Annotated in this window: 26 protein-coding genes and 1 riboswitch; of the genes, 21 read left to right on the top strand and 5 right to left on the bottom strand. The window is 71.5% G+C overall.

Translation table 11 applies throughout. The annotated features are described in order from the left end of the window. The first annotated feature begins 62 nt into the window (after positions 1-62). From ABR571_RS02575 to ABR571_RS02555, 5 genes are all read left to right on the top strand, one after another. On the top strand, positions 63-1,352 hold the full coding sequence (locus tag ABR571_RS02575; protein WP_409451621.1) for an NYN domain-containing protein: 1,290 nt from the start codon (positions 63-65) through the stop codon (positions 1,350-1,352). A 142-nt stretch (positions 1,353-1,494) separates the two neighbouring features. After that, a complete protein-coding gene (locus ABR571_RS02570; protein WP_409451637.1) occupies positions 1,495-1,707 on the top strand; it encodes a hypothetical protein in 213 nt (70 codons plus the stop codon). A 111-nt stretch (positions 1,708-1,818) separates the two neighbouring features. Next, positions 1,819-2,035, top strand: a riboswitch (cyclic di-AMP (ydaO/yuaA leader). Between the two features lie 12 nt (positions 2,036-2,047). Beyond that, complete coding sequence (locus ABR571_RS02565) at positions 2,048-3,073, top strand: C40 family peptidase (protein ID WP_409451620.1); 1,026 nt, start codon at positions 2,048-2,050, stop codon at positions 3,071-3,073. A gap of 26 nt (positions 3,074-3,099) precedes the next feature. Beyond that, complete coding sequence (locus ABR571_RS02560) at positions 3,100-4,404, top strand: hypothetical protein (RefSeq protein WP_409451619.1); 1,305 nt, start codon at positions 3,100-3,102, stop codon at positions 4,402-4,404. Further along, entirely contained in the window at positions 4,401-5,531 is a 1,131-nt protein-coding gene (locus ABR571_RS02555; RefSeq protein ID WP_409451618.1) for a glycosyltransferase family 4 protein, read from the top strand. The genes ABR571_RS02560 and ABR571_RS02555 overlap by 4 nt, the downstream gene beginning before the upstream one ends. Before the next feature lie 26 nt (positions 5,532-5,557). On the opposite strand, the gene ABR571_RS02550 is transcribed toward ABR571_RS02555, so the two are convergent. Then, positions 5,558-7,363: an AMP-dependent synthetase/ligase gene (locus ABR571_RS02550; protein WP_409451617.1), complete on the bottom strand. Its 1,806-nt coding sequence runs from the start codon at positions 7,361-7,363 to the stop codon at positions 5,558-5,560. A 166-nt stretch (positions 7,364-7,529) separates the two neighbouring features. Between ABR571_RS02550 and ABR571_RS02545 the strand changes: the two genes are divergently transcribed. Genes ABR571_RS02545 through ABR571_RS02520 form a run of 6 tightly spaced genes read left to right on the top strand, consistent with a single transcriptional unit; the run spans position 7,530 to position 11,617 of the window. After that, entirely contained in the window at positions 7,530-7,946 is a 417-nt protein-coding gene (locus ABR571_RS02545) for a polyketide cyclase / dehydrase and lipid transport (RefSeq protein WP_409451616.1), read from the top strand. A gap of 25 nt (positions 7,947-7,971) precedes the next feature. Continuing rightward, positions 7,972-8,415 (top strand): SRPBCC family protein, encoded by a 444-nt coding sequence (locus tag ABR571_RS02540; protein ID WP_409451615.1) that lies wholly within the window; start codon positions 7,972-7,974, stop codon positions 8,413-8,415. Positions 8,416-8,420: 5 nt separating this feature from the next. Beyond that, positions 8,421-9,689 (top strand): ArsA family ATPase, encoded by a 1,269-nt coding sequence (locus ABR571_RS02535; RefSeq protein WP_409451614.1) that lies wholly within the window; start codon positions 8,421-8,423, stop codon positions 9,687-9,689. After that, a complete protein-coding gene (locus ABR571_RS02530; protein WP_409451613.1) occupies positions 9,682-10,032 on the top strand; it encodes a hypothetical protein in 351 nt (116 codons plus the stop codon). The genes ABR571_RS02535 and ABR571_RS02530 overlap by 8 nt, the downstream gene beginning before the upstream one ends. 4 nt (positions 10,033-10,036) lie before the next feature. Beyond that, the gene (locus ABR571_RS02525) at positions 10,037-10,981 is read left to right on the top strand and encodes an ROK family glucokinase (protein ID WP_409451612.1); all 945 of its coding nucleotides are present in this window, start codon (positions 10,037-10,039) and stop codon (positions 10,979-10,981) included. A 21-nt stretch (positions 10,982-11,002) separates the two neighbouring features. Next, a complete protein-coding gene (locus ABR571_RS02520; protein WP_409451611.1) occupies positions 11,003-11,617 on the top strand; it encodes a hypothetical protein in 615 nt (204 codons plus the stop codon). Positions 11,618-11,626: 9 nt separating this feature from the next. Here ABR571_RS02520 and ABR571_RS02515 read toward each other — a convergent pair whose 3' ends face one another. Continuing rightward, positions 11,627-12,331, bottom strand: a complete 705-nt coding sequence (locus ABR571_RS02515; RefSeq protein WP_409451610.1) for a hypothetical protein — start codon at positions 12,329-12,331, stop codon at positions 11,627-11,629. Beyond that, positions 12,328-13,095 (bottom strand): alpha/beta hydrolase, encoded by a 768-nt coding sequence (locus tag ABR571_RS02510; RefSeq protein ID WP_409451609.1) that lies wholly within the window; start codon positions 13,093-13,095, stop codon positions 12,328-12,330. Before ABR571_RS02510 ends, ABR571_RS02515 begins: the two co-directional genes overlap by 4 nt. Positions 13,096-13,282: 187 nt before the next feature. On the opposite strand from ABR571_RS02510, the gene ABR571_RS02505 reads away from it, so the two are divergent. The 7 genes from ABR571_RS02505 (at position 13,283) to ABR571_RS02475 (ending at position 20,234) form a co-directional block, all read left to right on the top strand. Continuing rightward, positions 13,283-14,041, top strand: coding sequence for a lysophospholipid acyltransferase family protein (locus tag ABR571_RS02505; protein ID WP_409451608.1), 759 nt, complete (start codon positions 13,283-13,285; stop codon positions 14,039-14,041). 5 nt (positions 14,042-14,046) lie between these two features. Next, complete coding sequence (locus tag ABR571_RS02500; RefSeq protein WP_409451607.1) at positions 14,047-14,577, top strand: polyadenylate-specific 3'-exoribonuclease AS; 531 nt, start codon at positions 14,047-14,049, stop codon at positions 14,575-14,577. 197 nt (positions 14,578-14,774) lie between these two features. Next, the gene (locus ABR571_RS02495; RefSeq protein ID WP_409451606.1) at positions 14,775-15,800 is read left to right on the top strand and encodes a 6-phosphofructokinase; all 1,026 of its coding nucleotides are present in this window, start codon (positions 14,775-14,777) and stop codon (positions 15,798-15,800) included. Between the two features lie 31 nt (positions 15,801-15,831). Then, a complete protein-coding gene (locus tag ABR571_RS02490; protein ID WP_409451605.1) occupies positions 15,832-16,878 on the top strand; it encodes a hypothetical protein in 1,047 nt (348 codons plus the stop codon). A gap of 102 nt (positions 16,879-16,980) precedes the next feature. Continuing rightward, entirely contained in the window at positions 16,981-18,354 is a 1,374-nt protein-coding gene (locus tag ABR571_RS02485; RefSeq protein ID WP_409451604.1) for a class II 3-deoxy-7-phosphoheptulonate synthase, read from the top strand. 47 nt (positions 18,355-18,401) lie between these two features. Then, complete coding sequence (locus tag ABR571_RS02480) at positions 18,402-19,361, top strand: threonine aldolase family protein (protein ID WP_409451636.1); 960 nt, start codon at positions 18,402-18,404, stop codon at positions 19,359-19,361. 48 nt (positions 19,362-19,409) lie between these two features. Then, positions 19,410-20,234 carry a hypothetical protein gene (locus ABR571_RS02475; RefSeq protein ID WP_409451603.1) on the top strand — a complete coding sequence of 275 codons (825 nt, stop codon included), beginning with the start codon at positions 19,410-19,412 and terminating at the stop codon, positions 20,232-20,234. 13 nt (positions 20,235-20,247) lie between these two features. On the opposite strand, the gene aroF is transcribed toward ABR571_RS02475, so the two are convergent. Continuing rightward, complete coding sequence (gene aroF, locus ABR571_RS02470; RefSeq protein ID WP_409451602.1) at positions 20,248-21,279, bottom strand: 3-deoxy-7-phosphoheptulonate synthase; 1,032 nt, start codon at positions 21,277-21,279, stop codon at positions 20,248-20,250. Between the two features lie 91 nt (positions 21,280-21,370). Next, positions 21,371-23,386 (bottom strand): Stk1 family PASTA domain-containing Ser/Thr kinase, encoded by a 2,016-nt coding sequence (gene pknB / locus ABR571_RS02465; RefSeq protein WP_409451601.1) that lies wholly within the window; start codon positions 23,384-23,386, stop codon positions 21,371-21,373. A gap of 94 nt (positions 23,387-23,480) precedes the next feature. Here pknB and ABR571_RS02460 point away from each other — a divergent pair, with 94 nt between their 5' ends. The 3 genes from ABR571_RS02460 to ABR571_RS02450 are packed head-to-tail and all read left to right on the top strand — an operon-like array spanning position 23,481 to position 25,447. Continuing rightward, positions 23,481-24,332, top strand: a complete 852-nt coding sequence (locus ABR571_RS02460; protein WP_409451600.1) for a spermidine synthase — start codon at positions 23,481-23,483, stop codon at positions 24,330-24,332. A 7-nt stretch (positions 24,333-24,339) separates the two neighbouring features. After that, positions 24,340-25,098, top strand: coding sequence for a class I SAM-dependent methyltransferase (locus ABR571_RS02455; RefSeq protein ID WP_409451599.1), 759 nt, complete (start codon positions 24,340-24,342; stop codon positions 25,096-25,098). A 22-nt stretch (positions 25,099-25,120) separates the two neighbouring features. Beyond that, complete coding sequence (locus tag ABR571_RS02450) at positions 25,121-25,447, top strand: Rv2175c family DNA-binding protein (protein WP_409451598.1); 327 nt, start codon at positions 25,121-25,123, stop codon at positions 25,445-25,447. The last annotated feature ends 3 nt before the right edge of the window (positions 25,448-25,450 follow it).

The following is a 25,450-nucleotide window of genomic DNA, read 5'->3' as shown; positions in this document are numbered from 1 at the left end:
TAGGCCGGGGGTCCGACGAAACCGCGCAGACGCGCCCACGTGCCGGACGTACCCTCGCGCACATGGCGGCTGCGGACGAGGGTGTCGTGCTCGTCGAGCCTGCGCGCGCCCAGGTGATCGGGCTCGCCGCCGACATCCTCGGCCGGCTTCCGGCCGACGAGGTGCCGAGCGCGCTGCGGGCCATCGCGCGCTTCGCTCCCGCGAAGCGACAACGGCTGGGGGGCGTGGCGCTGGCCGCCGCGCTCGACAGCGACGAATCCTTCCGCGAGAAGGTGGCCGACGCGATCGCGAAGGCCTCGCCCGAGTTGACCGCCGCCGTCCGCGAAGGCACCTCGACCGCGGCAGCCGATCCCATCGACGTCGCGGTGATCGCCTACCTGACCCGTCCCCAGGGATGGCGCGACGTCCTCACCGCCGCCAACAGCCGATGGACGGCCGAGCGCGGCGTCACGGCCGCCCGTACCGGCGAGGTCGAGCGGCTGCGTGGCGAGCTGGCCGAGTTGCGCACGCAGGTCCGTGGCGAGCCGGCCCGGGTGCGAGAGGCGCTCGCCGCGGCCGGCGCCGCGGCCGAGGCCGAGCTGGTCGCCCTCAGGCGCTCGCTGCGCGACCGCACCCGCGAGCTACGGGCGGCCGAACGTGACCGCGACGCGGCCCGCGAGAGTGAGGCCGAGCTGCGCAACCGGGTCGATGCGCTGGCGGGCGCGCACGACGCTGAGCTGCGCCGTCATCGGGCGAGGCACGCCGAGGCCGAGCGCGCCGCCGAGGCGGCCCGCCGCGACCTGCGCACCGAGCGCGACATCGATGACGCGCGGCTTTGGTTGTTGATCGACACTCTCGTGCAGGCTGCCACCGGCGTCCGCCGGGAGCTCTCGCTGTCGCCGCCGGCCGTGCGCCCCGCCGACACGGTTGAGTCGGCGGGGGAGACGACCGGGCGGCGCGCCGCGGACGATCCCGCTGCGCTCGACCGGTTGCTGGCCCTGCCCAACGTCCACCTCGTCATCGACGGTTACAACGTCACCAAGACCGGTTACGGCGAGCTCTCGCTCGCCGAGCAGCGCACCCGGCTGGTGGGGGCGCTGGCTCCACTGGTGGCTCAATCCGGCGCCGAGGTCACCGTGGCCTTCGACGGCGGAGCCAAGCCACCGGTGCAGCCGCCCACCCCGCGAGGGGTCCGGGTGCTGTTCAGTGCCGGCGACGAGATCGCCGACGACCTGATTCGCCGTCTCGTGGCGGCCGAGCCGACCGGACGGCCGGTCGTCGTGGTGACGAGCGACCGGCAGGTGATCCTCGACACGGCCCGCGACGGTGCGTGGTCCGTGCCGTCGGCCGTGCTCCTGGCCCGGTTGGGCTGACCGCCTGACCGCCTGACCGGCTGACCGCCTGACCGCCTGACCGGCTGAGCGCCTGACCGGCAGCCGGGCCAAAACTGTCGGAGGGCCTTCCTACCGTCTCGACCTGCCGGACTACCGGCCCCGGATCGAGGAGGAAGTGCCGATGCTCATCGACTGTGACACCTGCATCGCCCGCGACCACGCGTGCGGCGATTGCGTCATCACGGTGCTCTTGGACCTGAAGCCCGCCGCTCCCGAGCCGCTGGAGCTCGACGCGGCCGAGGAGGCCGCGATCGGCAGCCTCGCCGACGCCGGATTGGTGCCACCCCTGCGGCTTGTGCCCGATTCGTCACGAGTCATCAGGGATATCGCGTGACGAAACGCGGCAAGTTGTACCCAGGTCGGGGGGTCGCGTTGCACAGCTTCGGCTCGGGGTCGTAATCTTTCCGAGATCTTTCGGTTCCTGGGTGGCCAACACGGCCATCGCCGGAGGATTCCGCCGAATCGCACGTACATCGTGGTGGGCGCCTGCGCGTCTTTCACGGTGGCGAACCGGGGACCCACGTGTTCCCTCGGGGTGAATCGGAGTGGTCGTAGTGGTGCGCCGTCGCTGGATCAGCGTCGGTCACGGCAGCGGCCGGTCCGTAGGGCTACTTCCGGCCCGAACCCGTCAGCTAACTCGGTAGGCGGTCGAGGAAGAAGGAGATCCGCCAGCTGTGGCGATCCGTTTCGCGCGTCGTGTTCGTCCCCTGATCGTCCTGGCCGTACTCGGTGCGGCCGTCTCCGTGGCCCCGACCCTGGCCTCGGCGAGCCCGCACGCCGACCCGTCGGTGACCACGGTCCAGAAGCAGCTCGGCACCCTGGCGCTGAAGAACACCCAACTGGTGGAGAAGTACAACCAGGCCCAGGTGGGCGTGCAGAAGCAGGAGAAGGCGCTCAAAGCCGCCCAGGCCGGCGCCGCCAAGGCGAGCGCGACCTACCGGCAGGCGCACGCACTGTTCGCCCGGATCGTCCAGGCGCAGTACGAGACCGACTCGCTCGGCGCCACGGGCGCACTGCTCAGCAGCGACAGTGACACCAATTACCTCGACCGGCTCGAGGCGCTCGGCATGATGTCGACGCACACGGCCGAGGTCGTCGCGCAGGTGTCCGACGCCCGCGACGCGGCGGTTCAGGCCGCAGCGAAGGCGCGGAGTCTGCTGTCGACGGCGACGAGCCAACGCGACGCCCTCGCCGCGCAGCGCAAGACCGTCTCAGCCCAGATCACGAAGTACCAGCGCCTGCTCGCCTCGCTGACCTCGGCGCAGCAGTACGCCTACCAGCGGGCGTCGAACCCGTCGGTCGCGGCCACGAGCGTGGCCAAGATGAAGCTGACCCCAGCCGGGTCGGGGGCGGCCCAGCGCGCCGTTCAGTTCGCGCTGGCCCAGGTCGGCAAGCCCTACGTGTTCGGCGCGGCCGGCCCGGGCGCCTACGACTGCTCGGGGCTGACGATGCAGGCCTGGCGCGCCGGCGGCGTCAACCTGCCGCACTCGGCCGCCGATCAGTACAACTACGGCCACCACGTGTCCCGCGACCAGCTGGCGCCCGGCGATCTGGTCTTCTTCTACCAGCCGATCGGGCACGTCACGATCTACATCGGTGACGGCCTGATGGTGTCGGCCCCCACCGAGGGCGAGAACGTCTCCGTCGTGCCGCTCAGCGCGTTCAATGGCGACTACACAGGAGCCACGCGGCTCACCTGAGCCGGGATCCTGGCACGCTGGTCCTCATGACCGTGCGGCGTCCGGTCGCCGGTCGGCGGCCGTCCTTACGCGCTGCCGTGCTCGCGTCGGCAATGGTGGCCGGGCTGGGCACAGCCGGCTGCTCGTCGTCCTCGTCGGGTGGGCCGCCGTCGCTGGCGGAGATCGCGACCGTCCTGGCCCAGCACGGCAAAGCGGTGCTCGCTCATGATCGCACGGCGTTCCTTGCCGGCCTCGGGACCGGCGCGAAGGCGGCCGAGTTCCGCGGCCGGCAGGAGGACGCGTTCGACAACCTGCGCCGCCTGCCGCTGGCCGCGTGGTCGTACGGCGGGGTGTCGAGGACCGATGACCGCGAAGTGGAGACGGCCGCGACCAAGCGGTACGGCACCCGGGCGGTCGTCGTGCGGACGTCGCTCAGCTATGCCTTGCGCGGCGTCGACCGCACGCCGACCAGTCATGACCTCTGGTGGACGTTCATCCGGCAGCACGGCCGCGTGGTCGCGGTGGCCGACAACGGGTTGGCCGAGGCCGGCGGAGTGAGTTGGCAGGGGCCGTGGGACTTCGGCCCGCTCGACGTCGAGCGCACCGCCCACAGCCTGGTGCTCGGCCACACCGACACGGTCGCCGCCGGCACGCTGCGGGCCATCGGGGCGGCCGTCGAGTCCGCCGTACCCGCCGTCTCGGCCGTCTGGGGAACGGCCTGGGCGCGCACCGTCGCGGTCGTCGTCCCGTCCACGCCGGCCGAGCTCGCCGCCCAGGTCGGACAAACCTCGGCGATCACCACCGCGGTCGCCGCCGTGGCGATCTCCGACGGGGACGCCACCTTGGGAGACGCCCCGGCCGGCCAGCGACTGATCGTCAACTCCGCGGCGTTCAGCCGGCTCAGCTCGGTCGGCCGGCAGATCGTCGTCCGGCACGAGATCACCCACATCGCCGACGCCCAGGCGACCACCGAGGCCAGCCCGCGATGGCTGGTCGAGGGTTTCGCCGACTACGTGGGCAACCTCGGCAGCGGCCAGTCACCACGAACCGCTGCGGCCGAGTTGGGCCGCGACGTGCGAGCCGGAAAGCTACCCACGACGTTGCCGAAGGACGCGGCGTTCGAGACCAACGGCGCCGCTGCGCAGGCGTACGAGGGGGCGTGGCTGGCCTGCCGGCTGATCGCCGCGCGCTCCGGGCAACCAGCGCTCGTGCGGTTCTACAAGCTGGTGGGTGCGTCGCCGGGCAACGCCGACGCGGCCGTCGCCGCGGCGCTGGAGGGCGTGCTGCACGAGACCACCGCGGCGTTCACCGCGCAGTGGCGCGCCTACGTCCGCTCCGAGCTGCGCCGATGAGCGCGGCCGGGCGCACGCTGCTCGTCACCAATGACTTCCCACCGCGCCAGGGCGGCATCCAGTCCTTCCTGCACGAACTCGCCATCCGCCGGCCACCGGGTTCCCTGGTGGTCTACGCCTCCGATCACGCTGGGTCGGCGGCGTTCGACGCCGAGCAGCCGTTTCCCGTGCTGCGGCACCCGACGGGACTGCTGCTGCCGACGCCGGCGGCACGGCGCCGGGCCGTCACGGCGCTGCGCGACTTCGGCTGCAGCCGGGTCTGGTTCGGCGCGGCCGCCCCGCTCGGACTGCTCGCGCCGGCCCTGCGCGAGGCCGGGGCCACCCGGATCGTGGCCACGACTCACGGGCACGAAGCCGGGTGGGCGATGCTGCCCGGTGCCCGGCAGGCGCTACGGCGCATCAGCGCCGGCTGCGACGTCGTCACCTATCTCGGCGAGTACTTCCGGCAACGCCTGGCCGGCTCGCTGGGCCGCTGCGCCGAACTCGTGCAGCTCACCCCCGGTGTCGACATCGACGTGTTCCACCCGGGCGTCGACGGCACTGCGGTTCGGGCGCGCCACGGACTGACCGGCCGGCGGGTGATCGTCTGCGTGTCGCGGCTCGTCCCGCGCAAGGGGCAGGACACGCTGATCCACGCGCTGCCGGCCGTGCGCCGGCAGCTGCCCGACGCGATGCTGCTGCTCGTCGGCGGCGGGACCTATCGCGACGAGCTCGAGACGCTGGCCGGGTCGCTTGGCGTCGCCGATGCGGTGACCTTCGCCGGCGGCATCGCGCACGACGAGTTGCCGGCGCACTACGCGGCGGGCGACGTCTTCGCCATGCCATGCCGTACCCGGCGTGGCGGTCTGGACGTCGAGGGCCTCGGCATCGTCTACCTCGAGGCGTCGGCGTCGGGGCTGCCCGTTCTCGTCGGCGACTCCGGCGGCGCGCCCGACGCCGTTCGCGACGGCGAGACCGGCTATTTCGTCGACGGACGCGACGTGCCCGCGGTGGCCGCGCGGCTCACCGAGCTGCTGCTCGACGCAGGTCTGCGCAACCGGCTGGGCACCGCCGGACGGGCCTGGATGCAGCGCGATTGGCGCTGGGAGGTGCTCGCCGAGCGGTTGGGTGGACTGCTCGACGGCTGACCGGTCGCGCGGGTCACTGCGTCGAATCAGTCCGACTTGGCGCCGCTGTAGAGCGCCTCGATCTGGTCGGCCGCCTCCTTGTGCACCACGTTGCGCTTGAGCTTCAGCGACGGCGTCATCTGCCCGCCCGCCTCCGTCCAGTCCTCGGCCAGGATGGCGAATTTGCGGATGGATTCCGCCTTGCTCACCGCCTTGTTCGCATCGTCGATCGCCGTCTGCACCTCGGTGCGCAGCTCCGGGTCCTCGACGAGGTCGTCGAGGCGCGTGTCGGCCGGACGGCCGGTCTTCTCCAGCCAGGTGGGCAGGGATTCGGCATCGATGGTCACCAGCGCGGCCACGAACGGCTTCTGATCCCCGACGACGAGCGCCTGGCTGACCAGCCAGTGCGCGCGCACCCGGTCCTCGAGCACCGCCGGAGCCACGTTCTTGCCGCCGGCAGTGACGATGAGTTCCTTCTTGCGGCCGGTGATCCGGACGAACACGTCGTCGTCGATCTCGCCGATGTCCCCGGTGTGGAACCAGCCGTCCTTCTCGAGCGCCTCGGCCGTGGCCTCGGCGTTCTTCCAGTAACCGCGGAAGATGTGCGGCGCCTTGAACAGCAGCTCGCCGTCGTCGGCCACCCGGACCGTGGTACCTCCGATCGGCCGGCCGACCGTGCCGACCCGGATTGCGTTCGGCCGGTTAACGGCGACGCCGGCGGTCGTTTCGGTCAGGCCGTAGCCCTCGTAGATCGTGACGCCGGTGCCGCGGAAGAAGTGACCGAGGCGAGCGCCGAGCGGTGCGCCGCCGGAGACCGCCGCGACGCACTTCCCGCCGAGTGCCGCCCGCAGCCGGGTGTAGACGAGCTTGTCGAAGACCAGGTGCTGAAGCTTCAGCAGCAACGGCGCCGGCCCCTTCTCGGTGGCCTGCGAGTAGGCGATCGCCACGGCTTCGGCGCGGTCGAAGATGCGGCCCTTGCCGCTGCCGTGCGCGTTCTGCTTGGCGGTGTTGTAGACCTTCTCGAAAACGCGGGGCACCGCGAGCACGAATGTGGGCCGGAATCCGGCGAGGTCGCTCATCAGGTTCTTGACGTCGGCGGTGTGCCCGAGGGTGCAGCCGGCAGCGAGGGCGCCGATCTCGATGGCCCGGCCGAAGACGTGGGCGATCGGCAGGAACAACAGCGTGGACGTGTTGGCGTTGAAGAAGTCCTCGAGCAGGTCGAGCAACTCGACAGCCTCGGTGACGAAGCACCGATGGGTCAGCTCGCAGCCCTTCGGCCGGCCTGTGGTCCCCGACGTGTAGATGATGGACGCGAGGTCGTCGAGGCTGACCGCGTTGCGGCGGGCGGTCACGTCAGCGGGTGCGACGTCCTTGCCGCGGGCGACCAGCTCGGCGACGGCGTCCTCCTCGAACTGCCAGACGTGCACGAGGTCGGGCAGCTCCGCGCGGACCGACTCGACGATGCTGGCGTGCTCCGGTGTCTCGACGAAGATGCCGCGGGCGCCGGAGTCGGACAGGATCCATTGGACCTGCTCCGCGCTCGACGTCTCGTAGATCGGCACCACCACCGCGCCGACGGTGAACAGCGCGAAGTCCGCGACCGTCCACTCGTAGCGCGTCTTGCTCATCACGGCGACGCGGTCGCCTGGGACGATGCCGGCCACGATCAGACCCTGTCCGACCGCGGTGACCTCGTCGGCGAACTGCGCGGCCGTGACGTCGTGCCACTGCGCGCCCTCGCGGCGGCGCAGCGCGACGTGGTCGGGCCGCTCGGCGGCGTTGTCGAAGACGAAGTCGGCGGTGTTGATCTGGGTCAGCGTAGTGATCTTGCTCGCGACATGCAGTTCCTGCACTGTGCGGGGTCCCTTCTCGGCAGACCGGTCCTGCGAGGCTCGCCAACCATTGTTGCCGATGTCCGGTGACGGTATCCGGCGCCCCCGAGACGGGCGAGCGGGAGCGGGGCCGCCGTGCGATGCTGGCGGCCCACCGAGCGAACCGCGAGCTGAGGAAGGGTCGATCGTGCCTGTCATCGACGTGGTCGATTCGACCTGGTTCGCGGCGCGTCCGACGGTGGTCGCCGCCATAGTCGCCGAGCCCGGCAACTGGCGGCGGTGGTGGCCCGACCTCGCGCTCGAGGTCGACGAATGGCGCGGTGACAAGGGCATGCGCTGGTCGGTGCCATCGGCCGCCGGTCCGGCGAGCGGCCTGAGCGGGTCGGCCGAGGTGTGGCTCGAGCCGATGTTCGACGGCGTGGTCGCGCACTTCTTCCTGCGGCTCGATCCGGCTCCGGGTGGCCGGCTGTCGCGACGCCGGCGCAGACGCGTCACCGACCATTACCGGCTGCGGACCAAGCACGCGTTCTGGCCCCTCGCCGACCAGCTCGATCCGAGCCGAATGGCGCGGCACACCTCCACTTCGCACGCCGCGACCCGCTGACGACCGACAGGTAGCCTCAATTCCCATGCCCGAGGAGTCGACGCAGTCGATAGTCATCGACGCCGACCCGGCGCAGATCATGGCCGTCATCGCCGATTTCGAGAACTATCCGGTGTGGACAGGGTCGGTCAAGAAGGCCCAGGTCCTCGAGGTCGGCCCCGACGGTCGCGGGCGCCGCGTCGCGTTCAGCCTCGACGCCGGAATCATCCGCGATCAGTACGAGCTGGCCTACATATGGACGGGAAACGAGAAGGTCGAGTGGAGTCTCACCGCGGGCCAGATGATGCGCGCCCAGCACGGTTCCTACACCCTGCGCCCGAGCGACACCGGCGGCACGGATGTCACCTACTCCCTCGCCGTGGACCTCGTCATTCCGATGCTCGGCCTGCTCAAGCGCAAAGCTGAACGTGTCGTCATGGACACCGCCCTCAAAGAACTCAAGCGCCGCGTCGAGAGCTTGCGGGTCTGACCGCGATGCGCATCATCCTGTTCACCGGCAAGGGGGGCGTCGGCAAGACGACGACCGCGTCGGCGACCGCGCTGCGGTTGGCCGATCGCGGCCTGAAGACGCTGCTGCTCTCGACCGACATCGCCCACTCGCTCGCCGACGCGCTCGCGGTCGAGCTCAGCGACGAGCCGGTCGAAGTCGCGCCGAGTCTCTGGGCCGTACAGATCGACACCCAGGGACGTTTCGAAGCCGCGTGGCGTGATGTGCAGGCCTTCCTGGTCGACATGCTGGCCCGCGGTGGAGTCGACGCGATCACCGCCGACGAGCTGACGGTGCTGCCCGGGGTCGACGAGGTCCTCGCGCTGCTCGCGGTCCGCGAGCTGGCCCTCACCGGGAACTGGGACGCCCTGGTCGTCGACTGCGCGCCCACGGCGGAGACGCTGCGGCTTCTCGCGCTGCCCGAGGCCCTCACCTGGTACCTCGAGCGGGTGTTCCCGGTTCATCGCCGGATCGCCAAGAGCATGCGCCCGATCGCGGCCCTCCTCGGGCGCGGCGAGGCGCTGCCGCCGGACACGCTCTTCGAGGCCCTGCTGCGTCTGAACGACGAGCTGGCCTCGGTCCGGCAGCTGCTCGGTGACCCCGCGGTGACGTCGGTCCGGCTCGTGCTCACGCCCGAGTCGGTGGTCGCGGCCGAGGCGCGGCGAACCTTCACCGCCTTGGCGCTGTACGGGTACTGCGTCGACCTCGTGATCGCCAACCGGGTCTTCCCGGCCGGGGACGACGACTGGCGACGCGGGTGGGCCGAGGCCCAGCAGCGTCAGCTCGTCGGCATCCGCGAGTCGTTCGCCGGCCTGCCCGTCCGCGAGCTCGCCTACCGGGCCGCCGAGCCGGTCGGGGCGGCGGCGCTGCGTGAGGTCGCCGACGCGCTCTACGGCGCGCTGCCCGGCGACGACCCGGCGCCGCGTTCGCCGGTGTCCGAGCTGCTGAGGGTCGAGCAGGTGGGTGAGGCGTTCGTGCTGCACATGGCCCTTCCGCTGGCCCAGCGCGCTGCGGTCGACGCGGTCCGGGCCGGGGACGACCTGGTGGTCACGGTCGGGCCCAACCGACGGGTGCTGACCTTGCCGAGCGTCCTGCGGCGCTGCACGGTCTCGGGCGCGGAGTTCGACGGCCGCGAGCTGCGGGTGCGCTTCCAGCCGGACCCGGCACTCTGGCCGGCCCCGCTCCGGCCGGCGAACCGGCCCCGGCCGAAGCCGGGCCGGCGCACGGCATCGGGAGAGGGGCGCAGCGGTGGCTGACGGCGACGAGCTGAACTCCGAGGCGGCCAAGCTCGTGTCCGCGGTGCAGGACTGGGCCCGCAACGCCTTCGCCGCTGCTCCGGCCGAGCGCCATTCGCCGGCGAGCGAGTGCGTGGCGTGGTGCCCGATCTGCCAGTTCGCCGGCATCCTGCGTGGCGAACATCCGGAGGTGACCGAGCGCCTCGCGGAGGCCGGTGCGGCGCTGGCCGGCGCGATGAAGGCGCTCAGCGACGCGGCGCTGGCCCGGGCGCAGGCCGAGCGGCCCGACGGCGCCCGCAACGGGCGGCCCCGTCCGGCGCCGCGGGTCCAACACATCCGCATCGACGAAGCCGACGAGTCCTGAACCGATGGCCCTGGCGATCGGCGTCGACATCGGCGGCACCAAGGTTGCGGCCGGCGTGGTCGACGACGCCGGGCGGGTGCTGGACCGCGAACGGCGCGACACCCCAGGACACGACGTCACCGAGACCGAATCGATCATCGTCGACGTCGTCCGCACGCTGGCCGACCGCTCCGACGTCGACGTCGTCGGCATCGGCGCCGCGGGCTGGATCGCCAACGATCACGCCACTGTCCTGTTCTCGCCGCATCTGGCGTGGCGCAACGAGCCGCTTCGGGACTCGCTCGCCGAACGGATCAAGCTGCCGCTGATCGTCGAGAACGACGCCAACGCGGCGGCGTGGGCGGAGTACCGCTTCGGAGCGGCCCGCGGTCAGAAGGTGGTCGTCTGCGTCACGCTCGGGACAGGCATCGGTGGCGGGCTGGTGATCGACGGATCGGTGTACCGCGGGGCGTACGGGCTGGCCTGCGAGTACGGCCACATGACGATCGTTCCGGACGGGCGGCGCTGCGCCTGCGGCAACCTCGGCTGCCTGGAGATGTACGCCTCCGGCCGGGCGCTCGCCCGCGACGCCCGCGAGCTGGCCGCCGAATCGCCGGCGGCCGCGGCCCAGATGCTCGAGCTGGCCGGCTCAGTCGAGGGGCTGACGGGGCCCGTGGTCACTGCCGCAGCCGCCGGCGGCGACCCCGCGGCGCAGTCGATCTGCACGACGATGGGCCGCTGGCTCGGCCGCGGGCTGGCCAACCTGGCCGCGGTGATCGACCCGTCCATGTTCGTCCTCGGCGGCGGGGTGTCCGAGGCCGGCGACATCCTGCTGCGACCGGCCCGCGAGGAGTTCGCCCACTCCCTGACCGGGCGCGGTTTCCGGCCCGTGGCGGCCGTCGAGCTGGTCCAGCTCGGCCCTGACGCCGGGCTCATCGGGGCGGCCGACCTCGCCCGCCGTTACGCCTGAGGTCTGCGGCAGGATCGTTGCGTGCCCACCCCGCTGCGCCTGCTGTCGGTCGCTGCCCAGCACTTCGGGCGCGACCGCGCTGCCCTCGCCCGCGCGATCGCGGCGGCCGAGGTCGACGTCGCCTGTGTGCACGGCGGTCCGCATCTGCTGCGCTGGCGTTCGATCTCGGCGGCGATCGGCCGGCAAGCCGGCCTCGTGGTCGTCACCGGCGGCCGGTTGGCCGGCGCCAACCTGATGCTGTCCACGCTCGGGATCGACGTCAGCGCCGTCCAGGACGTCGCCTTTCCGGCCGGCTCGGTGCTGACTCCGGCCGGTGCGGCTCTGGCCGCGCTGCGGCTGCGTGGCGCCGACTTCGTGTTGGCCTCGGCCACCCTCGTCGGCAACGCCGCCGATCGCCTCGCCCAGGCCCGGCAGCTCCAGGCCGCGATAGAGGGCGTGGTCCCCGCGGCGCCGCCGGCAATCCTCAGCACGGTGGGATCGGATCGCCCGGGGACACCCGCCTGGCAGGCATTGGTCGAATACCGTGTCGGCGTCGCCGAGCGGATCTTCGTCGACGGCCGGGTGGACGCCGTGGGCACCACTGCGCTGACGGGCTCGGGCCTCGTCCTCGAATTGGAACTGCCCGACGGGGGCTAGCGGGTGCCGCTAGATCGCGCTGCCGTCGTCGTCCTCGTCGCGCCGGTACTCGCGCACCCGGCTGAACAGGATCAGTCCGGCGAGCAGCAGCCCGGTCAGTCCCAGGATGAAGCTGAAGTTGCTGGCCAACCCGAACTGGCCGCCGAGCCCGAGCACGATTATCGAGATCACCAGCACCGACATCGCGATGATCGTCGGCGCAGCCAGCCGGGGGAGCGGGGGCGGCGGGGGCGGCACGTAGTGGTCCTCGTCGAGCCACACCTCGTCGCGAGCGGGCGGCTTGCGCAGTCGCGCGCGCCAGTCGGCGTCCTCACGGGTGAGGTCGCGTTCCGCCTCGCGCACGGCGGCGACGGTGTCGACGTGCCAGTCGGCGACGAGCGCTTGGAAGGTCGAATCGGTGTCGACGCCGGCCAGCGGGTCGTTCGGCGGCGGCAGTTCGGGCTGCTCGCCGCCGAGGGCCCGCACGGCGGCGACGACGATCGTGCGGGCGTCGACCCGTTCGTCGGACGCGACGAACAGGCGGCGCTGCTCGCTCTCGGCGACGGCGGTCGGGCCGAGGTAGGCGGCGATGCGGGCACGGCCGAGGGCGGTCAGCAGGTGACGTCCGACCTCTGGGTCGACGTCGGTGAGCGGGACGTAGGTCGGGGCGCGCAGGCCGTTGTCCAACCGGCCCGGCTCCGGGCCGCCGGGCTCCGACGCGTCGCGCGGCCTCACGGCGCTGCGCCGCCCAGTGGCGTGGCGCCGGTCAGCGACTCGATGAAGTCCACGCTGCCGGCGAAGATCTTCGGCGCGTCGTTGTCCATGGTCGCGACGTGGTAGCTGTCCTCGAGCAGGACCTCGCGCACGGTCGTGTTGACCGCGCCGGCCTTCAGCAGTTCGGCCGACAGGTCGTCGACGACGTGATCCTCGACCGAACGGAACATCAGGATCGGCGCCCGCACCGCTCCCAGGTCGGCGAGGGTCACCTTCCACAGCTTCTGCAGCGACGCGAAGGCGACGATCGGCGTGCGGTCGCCGGCCGGCTCGACCGAGCCGGGCTTCTTGATGTCCCCGCCGATGGACGGACGCGACCGCACCGCCCACCCGATGTAGGGCGCGAGCTTGGCGTCGCGCCGGCGGGTGCCGTAGGCCGGATTGACCAGGACGAGACCGGCGACGCCATCGGGATGTTCCTCGGCGAGCCGCGTCACGAGGGTGCCGCCCATCGACAGGCCGACCGCGAACACCTTCTCGCACCGGGCGCTCAGCTCCCGGTAGCTCGCCTCGACGGTCTCGTACCACTGCGGCCAGCGGGTGCGGTTGGTGTCCTGCCAGGTTCCACCGTGCCCGGGCAGCAGGGGCAGGCGGACCGTGTAGCCGGCGGCGGCGAGGTGCTCGGCCCAGGGGCGCATGCTGCCCGGCATGCCGGTGAACCCGTGACTGACCACGACGCCCACCGGGCCGCCGTCAGCCGAGAAGGGCTCGGCATCTGCCACCATCGGGACCTCCACCAAGCTCGTTGCTGCGTCCCCATCATGCCTGCCGGACGCGCCGATCGGCGACCCGGGCACGCCGGACCCGGCGCGTTCCCGGCCGTGGTGGTGGGCGCCGAGCCGCCGGACTAGGGTTTGGCGCGGGGAAGCGTTGTCGATCGACGCTGCAGACTGACACGGAGCGGGAGACGGCGTGGGGTACTGGCTCGCCAAGTTCGTGTTCCTCGGGCCGCTGCTCAGGATGCTCTGGCGACCGTGGGTCCAGGGGGCCGAGAACATCCCGTCCGACCGTCCGGCGATCATCGCCAGCAACCATCTGTCGTTCTGCGACTCCTTCTTCATGCCGATCGTCATCCGGCGCAAGGTCACCTTCCTGGCCAAGGCGGAGTACTTCACCACGCCGGGCATCAAGGGCCGCCTGACCCGTAGCTTCATGACCGCGGTCGGCATGGTCCCGGTCGATCGCGGCGACTCCGACGCCGCCCGGGCCGCGCTGACCACCGGCGTCCGCGTGCTCGCGGAAGGGACGCTGCTCGGGATCTATCCCGAGGGGACCCGCTCGCCGGACGGCCGGCTCTACCGCGGCAAGACCGGCGTCGCCCGCCTCGCGCTGGAATCCGGCGCTCTCGTCATCCCCTGCGCGATGGTCAACACCGAGATCATCCAGCCGGCCGGCCGGCTGTTCCCCAAGCTGCGGCCGCGGCCCGGTGTCATGTTCGGCAAGCCGCTCGACTTCTCCCGCTACGAGGGAATGTCCGGTGACCGCTTCGTCGAGCGGTCGATGACCGACGAGATCATGTACGAGCTCATGCAGCTGTCCGGGCAGGAGTACGTCGACCAGTACGCCGCGAAGGTCAAGGCCGCCGAGGGCAAGGACGTCGGGTTCGGCAGCCGGGAGCGCGACGCCGTCCGCGAGATCGGGAACCGGGTGCCCGGAACCCGAGCCTCCTGATCGGCGTGCGCTTCTTCTACGACTGCGAATTCATCGAGGACGGCCGCACGATCGAGCTGGTGTCGATCGGTGTGGTGGACGAGACCGGCCGGGAGTTCTATGCCGTCTCGACCGAGTTCGACCCGACCCGGGCCATCGACTGGGTCCGCCGCAACGTTCTCGACAAGCTGCCGGCACCGGCCGACCGTGCGTGGCGGTCATTGGAGCAGATCCGTGCCGATCTGCTGTCGTTCCTGACCGAGCCGGGGGAGCCGATCGAGCTGTGGGCGTGGATGTCGGCCTACGACCACGTCGCGCTCTGCCAGCTGTGGGGCGACATGCGGGCTTTGCCGCGGGTGATTCCCCGCTTCACGCACGAGCTGCGGCAGCGCTGGGAGGACGCCGGGTCGCCACCGCTTCCTGCCGCGCCGCGCGACCAGCACGACGCGTTGGCCGACGCGCGGCACAACCTTGCCCGGTGGCAGGCCCTGACCACGACTGGAGCGGCTGACGGGTGGGGGACGTCGCCCGGCCCGGGGCGACACGCGGCCGGCTGAGACTCGACGTCCTCGCGAGCTGGGTCAATAAAGCGAGTTGGGTCCATAAACCTGTCCCAGCGCCTTTGCTCTGCCGGCTGCCTGTCGGCCGAAGGCGGCCGACAGGTAGGCGGGACTGCCGGCGCGCCCGCGGCCCGAAGTCCGGCCGGCAATATGTTCGATCGAGCCTCGTTCGGTCATGTCCTAGATTCGAGCCCATGCGCATCGGAGTGCTCACCGGCGGTGGCGACTGCCCCGGGCTCAACGCCGTCATCCGCGCCGTCGTCCGAAAGGGCGCCGGCATCTACGGCCACGAATTCGTCGGATTCCGCGACGGCTGGCGCGGCCCCCTCGAGAACACGACGATGCCGCTCGGCATCTCCGACGTGCGCGGCATCCTGCCTCGGGGCGGGACCATTCTCGGCTCCTCGCGGACGAACCCGTTCAAGGTCGACGGCGGGGTCGACCGGATCACCGAGAACCTGCACAGCCTCGGTGTCGACGCGCTGATCGCGATCGGCGGCGAGGACACGCTGGGTGTGGCGACCAAGTTGGCCGAGCGCGGCGTCCACGTCGTCGGCGTGCCGAAGACGATCGACAACGACCTCAACGCCACCGACTACACGTTCGGCTTCGACACCGCCGTCAACATCGCCATGGAGGCGATCGACCGGTTGCACACGACGGCCGAGTCGCACCACCGCGCGCTCATCGTCGAGGTGATGGGGCGCCACGCCGGCTGGATCGCGCTGCACGCCGGCATGGCCGGCGGCGCCAACGTCATCCTCATCCCCGAGTTCCCGTTCTCGGTCGAACGGGTCTGCGCCTACGTCGAGAGCCGCTTCCAGGCCCACTACGCGCCGATCATCGTCGTGGCTGAGGGCGCCACGCCCGACGGCGGCGAGAACGCGATCATCGAGAAGGGGCTGGACGCCTTCGGGCACGCCCGCCTCGGCGGCATAGGTGAATGGCTCGCCGGTGAGATCGAGAAGCGGACGGGCAAGGAAGCGCGCACCACCGTCCTCGGGCACATCCAGCGGGGCGGCACGCCGACCGCCTTCGACCGGATGCTCGCGACCCGGTTCGGGCTGCAGGCGATCGACGCGGCGAGCGAGAGCGACTGGGGCAAGATGGTCGCCCTGCGCGGCACCGACATCGTCCGCGTCCCGCTGGCCGACGCAACGACCGAGCTGAAGCTGGTCCGCCCCGAGCTCTACGCCGAGGCCGAGGTCTTCTTCGGCTGATCTGCAGCGCGACCGCATTAGGCTGGCTGCGGTGAGAACCCGTCGTGTCGCGTGCCTCTTCGCGCTGCTGCTCGCGACCGGCTGCACCTCGTCGCACGCCCACCGGCCGACCGCGGCGTCCCAGCCCACGACGGGTGGGTCGGGAACCGCCGCAACCACCCGCGCATCGGATCCGGCGTCGGCCTCCACGCCGCCGCGACCGCTGCCCAGCGGTAGCGCGTCCCGCAGGCCGGTGTCGACCGCCATCGGCGACCCGGTGACCGCCGATCTGTGCGCCGCGGTCGGACTTGATCCCCTGCGGACGGTCGGCACGGGGCTGACGCCCACGTTCGACGGGCGGCAGGACCCGCCCGGCTGCGCGATCACCCTCACGGACAAGGACGACAAGCCCGCGGTCACCTTCAGCGTCTTCGCGACCGGCGCGGAGGTGCGGCTGGCCACTGGGCGCACGACCCGCACGGAGTCCGGTCAGACTGTCTACGTCTATCCGTTCGACGGGGGTGCGGGCCGATGCGAGCGCGAGATCGCCGCCGACGGCGTGCGGATCGTCGTCGACAGCCTGGCGGCGGCCGGCGGCAAGGTCGACCGGGCGACCGCCTGCGGCGGTACGGACGCCATGACCGCGCGCCTGGCCGAGGCCGTCGCCGACGATGCCGTTCCGCGCCTCCAGTTGGCCGCCCCCACGATCAGCGACCTCAACGTCTGCACCATCGTCCGCCGGGCCGGCATTCTCGCGATGTCGAGCTTCGCCAATGGGAAGGTGCGCAGCATGAGCTTCGGCGCCGGCTGTGAAGTGCGGCCGGCCGACGCATTCCTCTTCGTCAACTTCGTCATCGACGCCGTCCGCCGCCCGGCGGGCGGCACGAGCACGACCGTCGGCACCCACGCCATCTACGCCGGATCGACCACTCCCGACCTTTGCGCGTACTTCTCGACACAGGGACGGACGTCGGACGGCCAGTACGAGCAGCTCGCCGTGACCGCGACCTGGACGGGAGCCGGCGCCGCGCCGGCGAAGTTGTGCGTGGACGCGAAGCTCGCGCTGGGCCGCTATCTGGATGCTGCCGGGCTGCGTTGACTGCGGCCGACCGCCGCCGCGGCACCACCGCGGCACCACCGCGGCACCCTCCGCAGTGCCACCCCGGTCACAAACCGGTTGGCGGCTGCCTACCCTTGTGACGTGACGTTCACGCTGCCCGGCGCTCCCGACTCCGTCGACCCGCCGGACCTCGACGCTTGGCGGTCGTTGCCCGCGGCGCAGCAGCCGGAGTGGCCCGACGAGGTGGCGCTTCGTGAGGCCGCCCTGACGCTGGCCGGGATGCCGCCGCTGGTCGTCGCTTCCGAGGTCGATCAGTTGCGTGACCGGCTCGGTGCCGTGGCTCGCGGCGAGGCCTTCCTGCTGCAGGGCGGCGACTGCGCCGAGACGTTCGCCACCAGTTCCCAGGCCGACATCGCGGCCAAGGTGCGGGTGCTGCTGCAGATGGCCGTCGTGCTCACCTACGGGGCGTCCGTGCCGGTGGTGAAGTTGGGCCGGATCGCCGGGCAGTACGCGAAGCCGCGCTCGTCCAACATCGACGCCACCGGCCAGGTGTCCTACCGCGGAGACATGGTCAACGAGCTCATCGGCGACCGCACGCCCGACCCCCGCCGCATCCTGCGGGCGTACTCGACCGCGGCCTCGACGTTGAACCTGCTGCGCGCCTACGCCGGCGGCGGCCTGGCCTCGCTCGACCGCGTGCACGCGTGGAACGCCGCCTTCGCCCTCAGCACCGACACGGGGATCCGCTACGAGAAGCTCGCGTCCGAGATCGATCGGGCCGTCCGCTTCATGCGGGCCTGCGGCGTCCACGACGCGGCTCTCGAGAGCGTCGAGCTGTACGCCTCTCACGAGGCACTGATCCTCGAGTACGAACGCGCGCTGACCCGGGTGGAGGACGGCCGCGCGTACGACCTGTCCGGTCACTTCGTGTGGGTCGGGGAGCGGACCCGACAAATGGACGGGGCGCACCTCGATTTCGTCTCCCGCATCGCCAACCCGATCGGGGTGAAGCTCGGCCCCACCACAACGCCGGAGTTCGCCGCCGAGCTCGTCGAGCGCCTCGACCCGGCCAACGAGCCCGGCCGCCTCACCCTCATCAGCCGCATGTCGAATGCCCGCGTCCGCGACGTCTTGCCGGCGATCGTCGAGAAGGTGAGTTCCACCGGGCATCTCGTGGTGTGGCAGTGCGACCCCATGCACGGCAACACTGAGGAGACGGCCGACGGTGTGAAGACCCGCCACCTCGACCGGATCATCGACGAGGTCGACGGCTTCTTCGACGTGCACTCCGAGCTCGGCACCCATCCGGGTGGTCTGCACGTCGAGCTGACCGGTGACGACGTGACCGAGTGCATCGGCGGCACCGCCGAGCTGACCGCGGCCGACCTGGGCCGGCGCTACGAGACGGCCTGCGATCCGCGGCTGAACATCGAGCAGTCGCTCGAGCTGGCGTTCCGTGTCGCCGAGCGTCTCGTGGCCGACCGGCGCCGGCGCGACGCGCAGGCGCGGACGTGACCCCGGTCGACCTGCGCTCGGACACCGTCACCCGCCCGACGCCAGGCATGCGGTCGGCGATGGCCGAGGCGGTCGTGGGCGACGACGTCTACGGCGAGGATCCGACGACGATCGAGCTCGAACGCCGGGTCGCCGCGCTGCTCGGCTACGAGGCCGGGCTGTTCGTGCCATCGGGCTCGCTGGGCAACCAGCTCGGGCTACGTCTGCTCGTCCGGCCCGGGCAAGAGCTCGTCTGCGACTCCCTGGCCCACGTGGCCCGAGCCGAGCTCGGCGCCGCGGCGGTGTTCTCGGGGATCACCTTCCGCACCTGGCGCGCGACTCGCGGACTGCTCGACGTGGAGGACGTCCGGGCGCTGATCTCGCCGGACGCGGGCCCCTACCTCGTGTCCACAGCTGCCGTCGAGGTCGAGAACACGCACAACTTCGGCGGCGGGACTGTGCAGCCGGCCAAGCAGGTGGCCGAAGTGCAGGAGCTCGCCCGGTCGTGCGGCCTCGGCCTGCATCTCGACGGCGCGCGTCTCTGGAACGCCCAGGTGGCCACTGGCACGCCGTTGGCCGAGTTGGCCGCCGGTTTCGACACCGTCTCGGTCTGCCTGTCGAAAGGTCTCGGCGCCCCGATCGGTTCCGTCCTGGTGGCCACCGCGGAGCGGATCGCGGAAGCCCGGGTCTGGCGCAAGCGGTACGGGGCCGGCATGCGGCAGGTCGGCATCCTGGCCGCGGCCGGTTTGTACGCCATCGAGAGGCACATCGACCGGCTGGCCGAGGATCACGTCCGCGCGCGCCGGCTGGCCGAGGCCTTGGGGGCCGACCCGTCGGCGGTCGAGACGAACATCGTCGTGCTGGACGTCTCGGACGCAGCCGCCGTCGCTGGTGCCGCCGCGCAGCACGGGGTGCTCACCTCGGCCCTCGGCCCACGGTTCCTGCGCCTCGTGACGCATTTGGACGTCGACGACGACGGCATCGATCGGGCGATCGAGGTGCTGAAACCGCTCGTTACGGCGCGTTGACCCGGGGTATCTGCCCAATACCGGCCGGGGCCGGGCAGACTGCCCGTCATGAGTTACCCCAACCCGCCCGGCGAACAGCCGGCGTACCAGCCCGCACCTGGCTACGGACCCCCGCCGTCCGGCCCCACCCGGCTACGCGGCCGGACGCCACTCCGCCTCGGCTGGATCTTCCTGGCCCTCGCCATCGTGCTGTTCGTGGTGGGTGGTGTCACCGGAAAGAAGTCCCTCAGCAAGGTCAACAACTTCCAACGTGTGACGATTCTGACGTCGCCGCCGACGTCCGAGGCGCAGCTGCGCACCATCACGTTCACCAAGGCGGGCGGTTACCTCGCCTACTACGAGGCATCCGACGTCAGCAGCAGCATCACCAAGATCCCCGAGCCGGTCGTCCGGATGCTCTCGCCCAGCGGCAAGGAGCTGGACCTGAAGACGCCCTACGGCAATCGGTCGGACAACAAGATCAAGCGACTGACCTACGACTACAAGGGTCACAAGGGCGTCGCGGTATGGCAGTTCCACATCAGCGAGACGGGCAAGTACAAGGTGTTCGCCGGCTATACGGCCGCGCCGCCCGGGGCGAAAATGGCGTTCGGCACCTCGATCGCCAAGAGCACGGTCATCGCCGGGCTGCTGATCGTCCTCGGCGTGCTGTTCTTGATTGCCGCAATCGTCTTGCTGATCGTCGGCTTCGTGAAGCGCAGTCGGCACAAGAAGGAGCTCGCATCCGGCGGCTACGGATCACCGGCATTCGGCGGACCGCCGCCCGCTGGCCAGTGGCAGCAACCGGGCGGCTTCCCGCCCCCGCAGCAGGGCGGCTTCCCGCCCCACCAGCAGGGTGGCTACCAGCCGCCCCCGCCGCCGCCGCAGCAGTAACCCGGACGGCGGGTCAGCCGGCGAGGTGGGCGGCCGACGTCCGGCCCAGCAGCGGCGGGATCGTCGTCACCGCCTGGGCCAGCTCGGCCAGGTTGTCGCCGAACAGCGCCTGTGCACCGTCGCAGAGCGCCGTCTCGGGGTGCGGATGGACGTCGACCATCACGCCATCGGCGCCCGCGGCGATACCGGCGCGGGCCAGCGGCACCACGAGGTCGCGCCGCCCCGCCGCGTGCGACGGGTCGACGATCACCGGCAGGTGTGACAGCCGCTGCACCATCGCGACCGCGGACACGTCGAGCATGTTGCGGATCGACGGCTCGAAGGACCGCACCCCTCGCTCGCACAGCACGATGTCGAGGTTTCCCCGCTGCGCGATGTACTCCGCCGCCATCAGCCACTCCTCGTAGGTGGCGGTGAGGCCCCGCTTGAGCATGACGGGCTTGCCGGATACGCCGACGGCCTGAAGCAGCCCGAAGTTCTGCATGTTGCGCGTGCCGATCTGCAGCATGTCGGCGTGCTCGGCGACGACGTCCACATCGGAGGCATCGGTCACCTCGGTGACGACGGGCAGGCCGACCTCGTCGCGTACCTGCGCCAGGATCCGCAGACCGTCGACGCCGAGACCCTGGAAGGCGTACGGCGAGGTCCGCGGCTTGTACGCGCCACCGCGCAGCAACGTGGCGCCGGCGCCTTTGGCCATCCGCGCGGACTCCAGCGTCTGCTCGGGCGTCTCGACCGCACACGGGCCGGCGATGAACGTGAACGTGTCGGGGCCGATGGGAACGCCGCCGACTCGGATCGTCGTGCGTTTGGCGTGGTTCTGCGCCGACACGAGCTTGTACGGCGCGGTGATCCGCATCGTCTCGACGACGCCGGGAAGCCCGCCGACGTCCAGGGTCTCCAGAACGTCCTCGGTGCCGACGACGCCGATGATGGTGCGCATCACGCCGCGACTGACGAAGGCCTGCCCGTTGTGCGCCTCGATGTGCTTCACGATGTTCGCGACGTCGGCGTCCGCGGCGCCGGGCGCCATCACGATGACCATTCGGTCAGCCTATCCAGCGGCGGCCGGAGTCCCCTGGGCCGCGGGGCCCGGCCAGCTGCCCCCATCTTCCGCCGGCGCCGACGTCGGCGCCTCAGCTGATCGCGTAGACCGTCACCGTTGTACCGACGTGCACGGGTACGCCGGATGTCGGGCTGATCGCCAGCACGGTGGTCGGAGTGCCTCCGCCGAATGTCCTCACGTCGGGCACCAGGCCGACGTCGGTGAGCGCCCGCTTCGCCGTTTCCACGGGCGTACCGACCGGGATGTTGGGCACGTTCACCATCTCCGGGCCCTTGGACACCGTCACCGTGATGGTGCTGAACTTGCGGGCCTTGTCGGCCGGGGCGATCCGGATCACCGTGTCCTTCGGAACGGTGTCGTTGAACTCGGTGGTCTCGCGCACCTTGAAGTTCGCGGCCCTGAGTACTTTGCGCGCGTCGGCGAACGGCGTCTGCGGCGCGATGTTGGGCACGTCGACGATCGGCGGCCCCAGCGACACGATGATCGTGATCTTCTGGTCGGCCCTGACCTTGGTGCCGGCCGGGGGCGAGGTCCCGATGACCTTGGTGAGCGGTACCCGGTCGTTGTAGCGCTGCTCAGGTTGGGTGGCCACCTTCAGCGGCCCCAGATCGGTGAGGGCACCGACGGCGTCGTCGAACGTCTTGCCGGAGACATCAGGTAGCTGGTACAGCTTCGGGCCGGCCGACAGGATGATCGTGACGCCGGTGCCGCGGACCGCCCGTGTCCTGGCGCCCGGATCGGTTCGCAGCACGCGGCCCTTCGGGACGGTCGCGTCGAACTCGGGACCGGGCTGGACGGTCACGTCGTAGCCGGCGTGGCGCAGCTCGGCCACCGCGGCGGCCTTCTCCATGCCCCGCAGGGTCGGGATGTGCGAGTACCGCCCGGCCGCGAACCACCAGCCTCCGTAGCCGGCCGCCGCGCCGATGAGGAGCAGGATCAGGACGATGATCAGAGCTCGGCGCCGCCGCCGGGTCTTCTCCGGCACGTCGCGGCGTTGCTTGGGCGGCCGGATCACCACCGGCGGCGGCGGCCCGCTGTTGTCGCGCGTCGGCCCGGCGCCGCCACTGCCCGGCTCGGGGCGGCGCGGCACCACGGTCGTGTCGTGGTCGCCGTTCTGCGACCTGATCATTTCGGTGGTGTCGCCGTCGGGAGTGCGGTAACGCGCGTCCGGACGCACCGACCGGCCGCGGGGGCGCGCCCGAGGCGGAACCGGTGTGACCGGCAGGGCGAGGGCGGCCCGCAGATCGGCGATCTCGCCGAGGAACGCGCCGGCGTCGGCCGGGCGCCCGGTCGGATCGCTGTCGGTCGCGGCGATGACGAGTTCGTCGATCTCGTCGGGGATGCCCTTCACGCGCGAGGACGGGGCGGGTACCCGGCTGTGCACGTGCTGGTAGGCGACGTTCATCGCCGACTCGCCCTTGTACGGCGGCGTACCGGTGAGCAGCTCGAACATCACCACGCCGGCGGCGTAGACGTCCGAGCGCGGGTCGGAGCTGCCCCGGCTGATTTGCTCCGGTGCGCAGTACGCGACCGTGCCCATCATGAGCCCGGTGCGGGTGGCGGCGGCATCGGACTCGACCGCCCGGGCCAGGCCGAAGTCGGCGACCTTCACCACTCCGTCGTCTGACAGCAGGATGTTCTCGGGCTTGACGTCGCGGTGGACGAGGCCGGCGCGATGGGCCGCGGACAGCGCGCTCAGCACCGGCTCCATGATCGACACCGCTTCCGCAGGCGACAGCTTCCCGCGCTCGCGCAGCAGTTCGCGCAGCGTCCGCCCCTCGACGAGCTCCATAACCAGGAACACGTGGTGACCGTCGGGGCCGACTTCATGTCCCTGGTCGTAGACGGAGACCGCGTTCAGATGGGTGAGGCGGGCCGCCGCTCGCGCCTCACGGGCGAACCGGTCGCTGAACGCGGGATCGGCCGAGAGCGCCGACGACATGACCTTGACGGCGACGAGGCGGTCCAGCCGCTCGTCGACGGCCGCGTACACAGTGGACATACCGCCACGTGCGATACGTTCCAAGATCCGATAGCGGCCCTCGAGCGAGCGGCCGACCAAGGTGTCGGTTGCCGCCGTCTGCACGCGGCGATTCTACGGGCGTCGCGCCGCTTACCGGTCGGGGCGCACCGGGCCGGGGCCCCCGTTCCCGTGGTCGGGGCCCCGTAATCTCTCAGGCGTGACCGGCGCCGAGCACCAATCGCTGGGCCGGGTGGAACTGCTCGCCGACGCCGATCGACCAGGGGGGTGGCTGCTCACCATCGACCGGATCCGGCAGTCCTACGTCGATCTCGACGACCCGACCTACCTCGACTTCGAATACGTCCAGGCGCTGGCCGACGTGCTCGACGCGCTGCCCGCCGGGCCCCTCGCCGTCACCCACGTCGGCGGTGGCGCCTGCACATTGGCCCGCTACGTGGCGGCGACGCGGCCCCGGTCGTCGCAGATCGTCTTCGAACCCGACACCGCGCTGACCGCCCTGGTCCGCGCGCGGCTGCCGATGCCGCGCGGGAGCCGGATCCGCATCCGCCCGCTCGACGGCCGCACCGGTGTGACCGGCCTGGCCGACGCGAGTGCCGACGTCCTGGTCCTCGATGCCTTCCACGGTGGGCGGGTGCCCGGGGAGCTCACCACGGTCGAGTTCCTGACCGACGTCGCCCGGGTACTGCGCGCGGACGGGATCTTCCTGGCCAACATCGCCGACGGGCCACCCGTCACCTATACCCGCCGGCTGCTGGCGACCGTCCGGGCCGTGCTGCCCCACACGCTGGTGATCGCCGAGCCGGCCGTGCGCAAGGGCCGCCGGTACGGCAACGTCGTCGTCGCGGCCTCGCGCACCGCACTGCCGGTCGCCGAGGTCCAGCGGGCCTCGGCCCGCGCGGCCTTCCCGCGCACCGTCACCACCGGTCTGGCCGGCGGCGCCAAGCCGCTGACCGACGGCGATCAGATGCGCTCGCCGCAGCCGCCGGACGCGATGTGGCGGATCGGTACAGCGGAGGACGACCGGATGCAGGATGATGCGCTGGAATGATGGTCGAGTGCCACACGACGAGCTGACCCATACTCAGCGCGAGCGCGCCGAATCGTTCGGCGCCGTGGCCGCGGACTACGACCGGTACCGGCCGGGCTATCCGACCGAACTGATCGACGATCTCGTCGCGCTGCGGCCCAGCGCGGTGCTCGACATCGGCTGCGGCACCGGCAAGGCGTCGCGGCTGCTCGCCGAGCGGGGCCTGCGCGTCCTCGGCGTCGAGATCGACCCGCACATGGCCGCGGTGGCCCGCTCGCACGGCACCGAGGTCGAAGTCGCCGGCTTCGAGCAGTGGGACGACCGGGGGCGCACCTTCGACCTCATCACCTGCGCGCAGGCTTGGCACTGGGTCGATCCCGCGCTCGGCGCGCCGAAGATCCTCGGGCTGCTCAACCCGGGCGGGACCGCCGCCCTGTTCTGGAACTTCGCCGACTTCGATCCGAAGACGCAGGCCGTCGTCGACGACGTATATCGACGGTTCGCGCCGGAACTTGCCGACCCACCCAGCGCGGGCGACGACCGGACTCACCTGACGACGCTGGAGGCCACTGGCGTGTTCTCGTCGATCACGACACACACCTATGAATGGCAGCGGACGGACTCGGCTGAGCAGTGGGTGGGCAACATCGGCACGCAGAGCAATCACCTGCTCCTGGGTGCCGAGCGGCTGCGCGAGCTGCAGAGGGCGCTGCTCGCCGCCCTCGACGCGGCCGGCGGCGAGGTGCACCACACCGGCGGCACCTACACCATCTGGGCTCGGCCCTGAGCGAGATGGCAGGCTGGTCGCCATGGAGTTGCTGACGTTGCCCGCCGCCGCCGAGGCGCTCGGGTTACCGGTCACCCGCGTCCATCAGTACGTGCGTGACGGCCACCTGCTCGCCGTGCGCAACGAGGCCGGCGTCCGCTGCGTGCCCGCGCTGCTCATCCAGGACGGCGCTGTGGTCAAGTCGCTGCCGTCGGTGATCACCCAGCTGCGCGATGCCGGCTTCGAGGACGATGAGATCGTCGAGTGGCTCTTCCGCGAGGACGAGTCGCTGCCCGGCTCGGCCATCGAAGCGCTGCGGGCCAACCGCGGGTCCGAGGTCAAGCGCCGCGCTCAGGTCGCCGGATACTGACGG

The organism is Jatrophihabitans sp. (assembly GCF_046262535.1).
GTDB lineage: Bacteria > Actinomycetota > Actinomycetes > Mycobacteriales > Jatrophihabitantaceae > Jatrophihabitans.
This window is presented reverse-complemented; position numbering and strand designations above follow the sequence as displayed.

Excerpts from the sequence above, each read along its gene's own strand:
- ABR571_RS02495 (WP_409451606.1), top strand. The coding sequence starts at position 14,775 with ATGCGCATCGGAGTGCTCACCGGCGGTGGCGACTGCCCCGGGCTCAAC.
- ABR571_RS02510 (WP_409451609.1), bottom strand. The coding sequence starts at position 13,095 with ATGGTGGCAGATGCCGAGCCCTTCTCGGCTGACGGCGGCCCGGTGGGC.
- ABR571_RS02450 (WP_409451598.1), top strand. The coding sequence starts at position 25,121 with ATGGAGTTGCTGACGTTGCCCGCCGCCGCCGAGGCGCTCGGGTTACCG.
- ABR571_RS02575 (WP_409451621.1), top strand. The coding sequence starts at position 63 with ATGGCGGCTGCGGACGAGGGTGTCGTGCTCGTCGAGCCTGCGCGCGCC.
- ABR571_RS02555 (WP_409451618.1), top strand. The coding sequence starts at position 4,401 with ATGAGCGCGGCCGGGCGCACGCTGCTCGTCACCAATGACTTCCCACCG.
- ABR571_RS02535 (WP_409451614.1), top strand. The coding sequence starts at position 8,421 with ATGCGCATCATCCTGTTCACCGGCAAGGGGGGCGTCGGCAAGACGACG.
- aroF (WP_409451602.1), bottom strand. The coding sequence starts at position 21,279 with ATGGTCATCGTGATGGCGCCCGGCGCCGCGGACGCCGACGTCGCGAAC.
- ABR571_RS02525 (WP_409451612.1), top strand. The coding sequence starts at position 10,037 with ATGGCCCTGGCGATCGGCGTCGACATCGGCGGCACCAAGGTTGCGGCC.
- ABR571_RS02570 (WP_409451637.1), top strand. The coding sequence starts at position 1,495 with ATGCTCATCGACTGTGACACCTGCATCGCCCGCGACCACGCGTGCGGC.
- ABR571_RS02540 (WP_409451615.1), top strand. The coding sequence starts at position 7,972 with ATGCCCGAGGAGTCGACGCAGTCGATAGTCATCGACGCCGACCCGGCG.
- ABR571_RS02560 (WP_409451619.1), top strand. The coding sequence starts at position 3,100 with ATGACCGTGCGGCGTCCGGTCGCCGGTCGGCGGCCGTCCTTACGCGCT.
- ABR571_RS02475 (WP_409451603.1), top strand. The coding sequence starts at position 19,410 with ATGAGTTACCCCAACCCGCCCGGCGAACAGCCGGCGTACCAGCCCGCA.
- ABR571_RS02480 (WP_409451636.1), top strand. The coding sequence starts at position 18,402 with ATGCGGTCGGCGATGGCCGAGGCGGTCGTGGGCGACGACGTCTACGGC.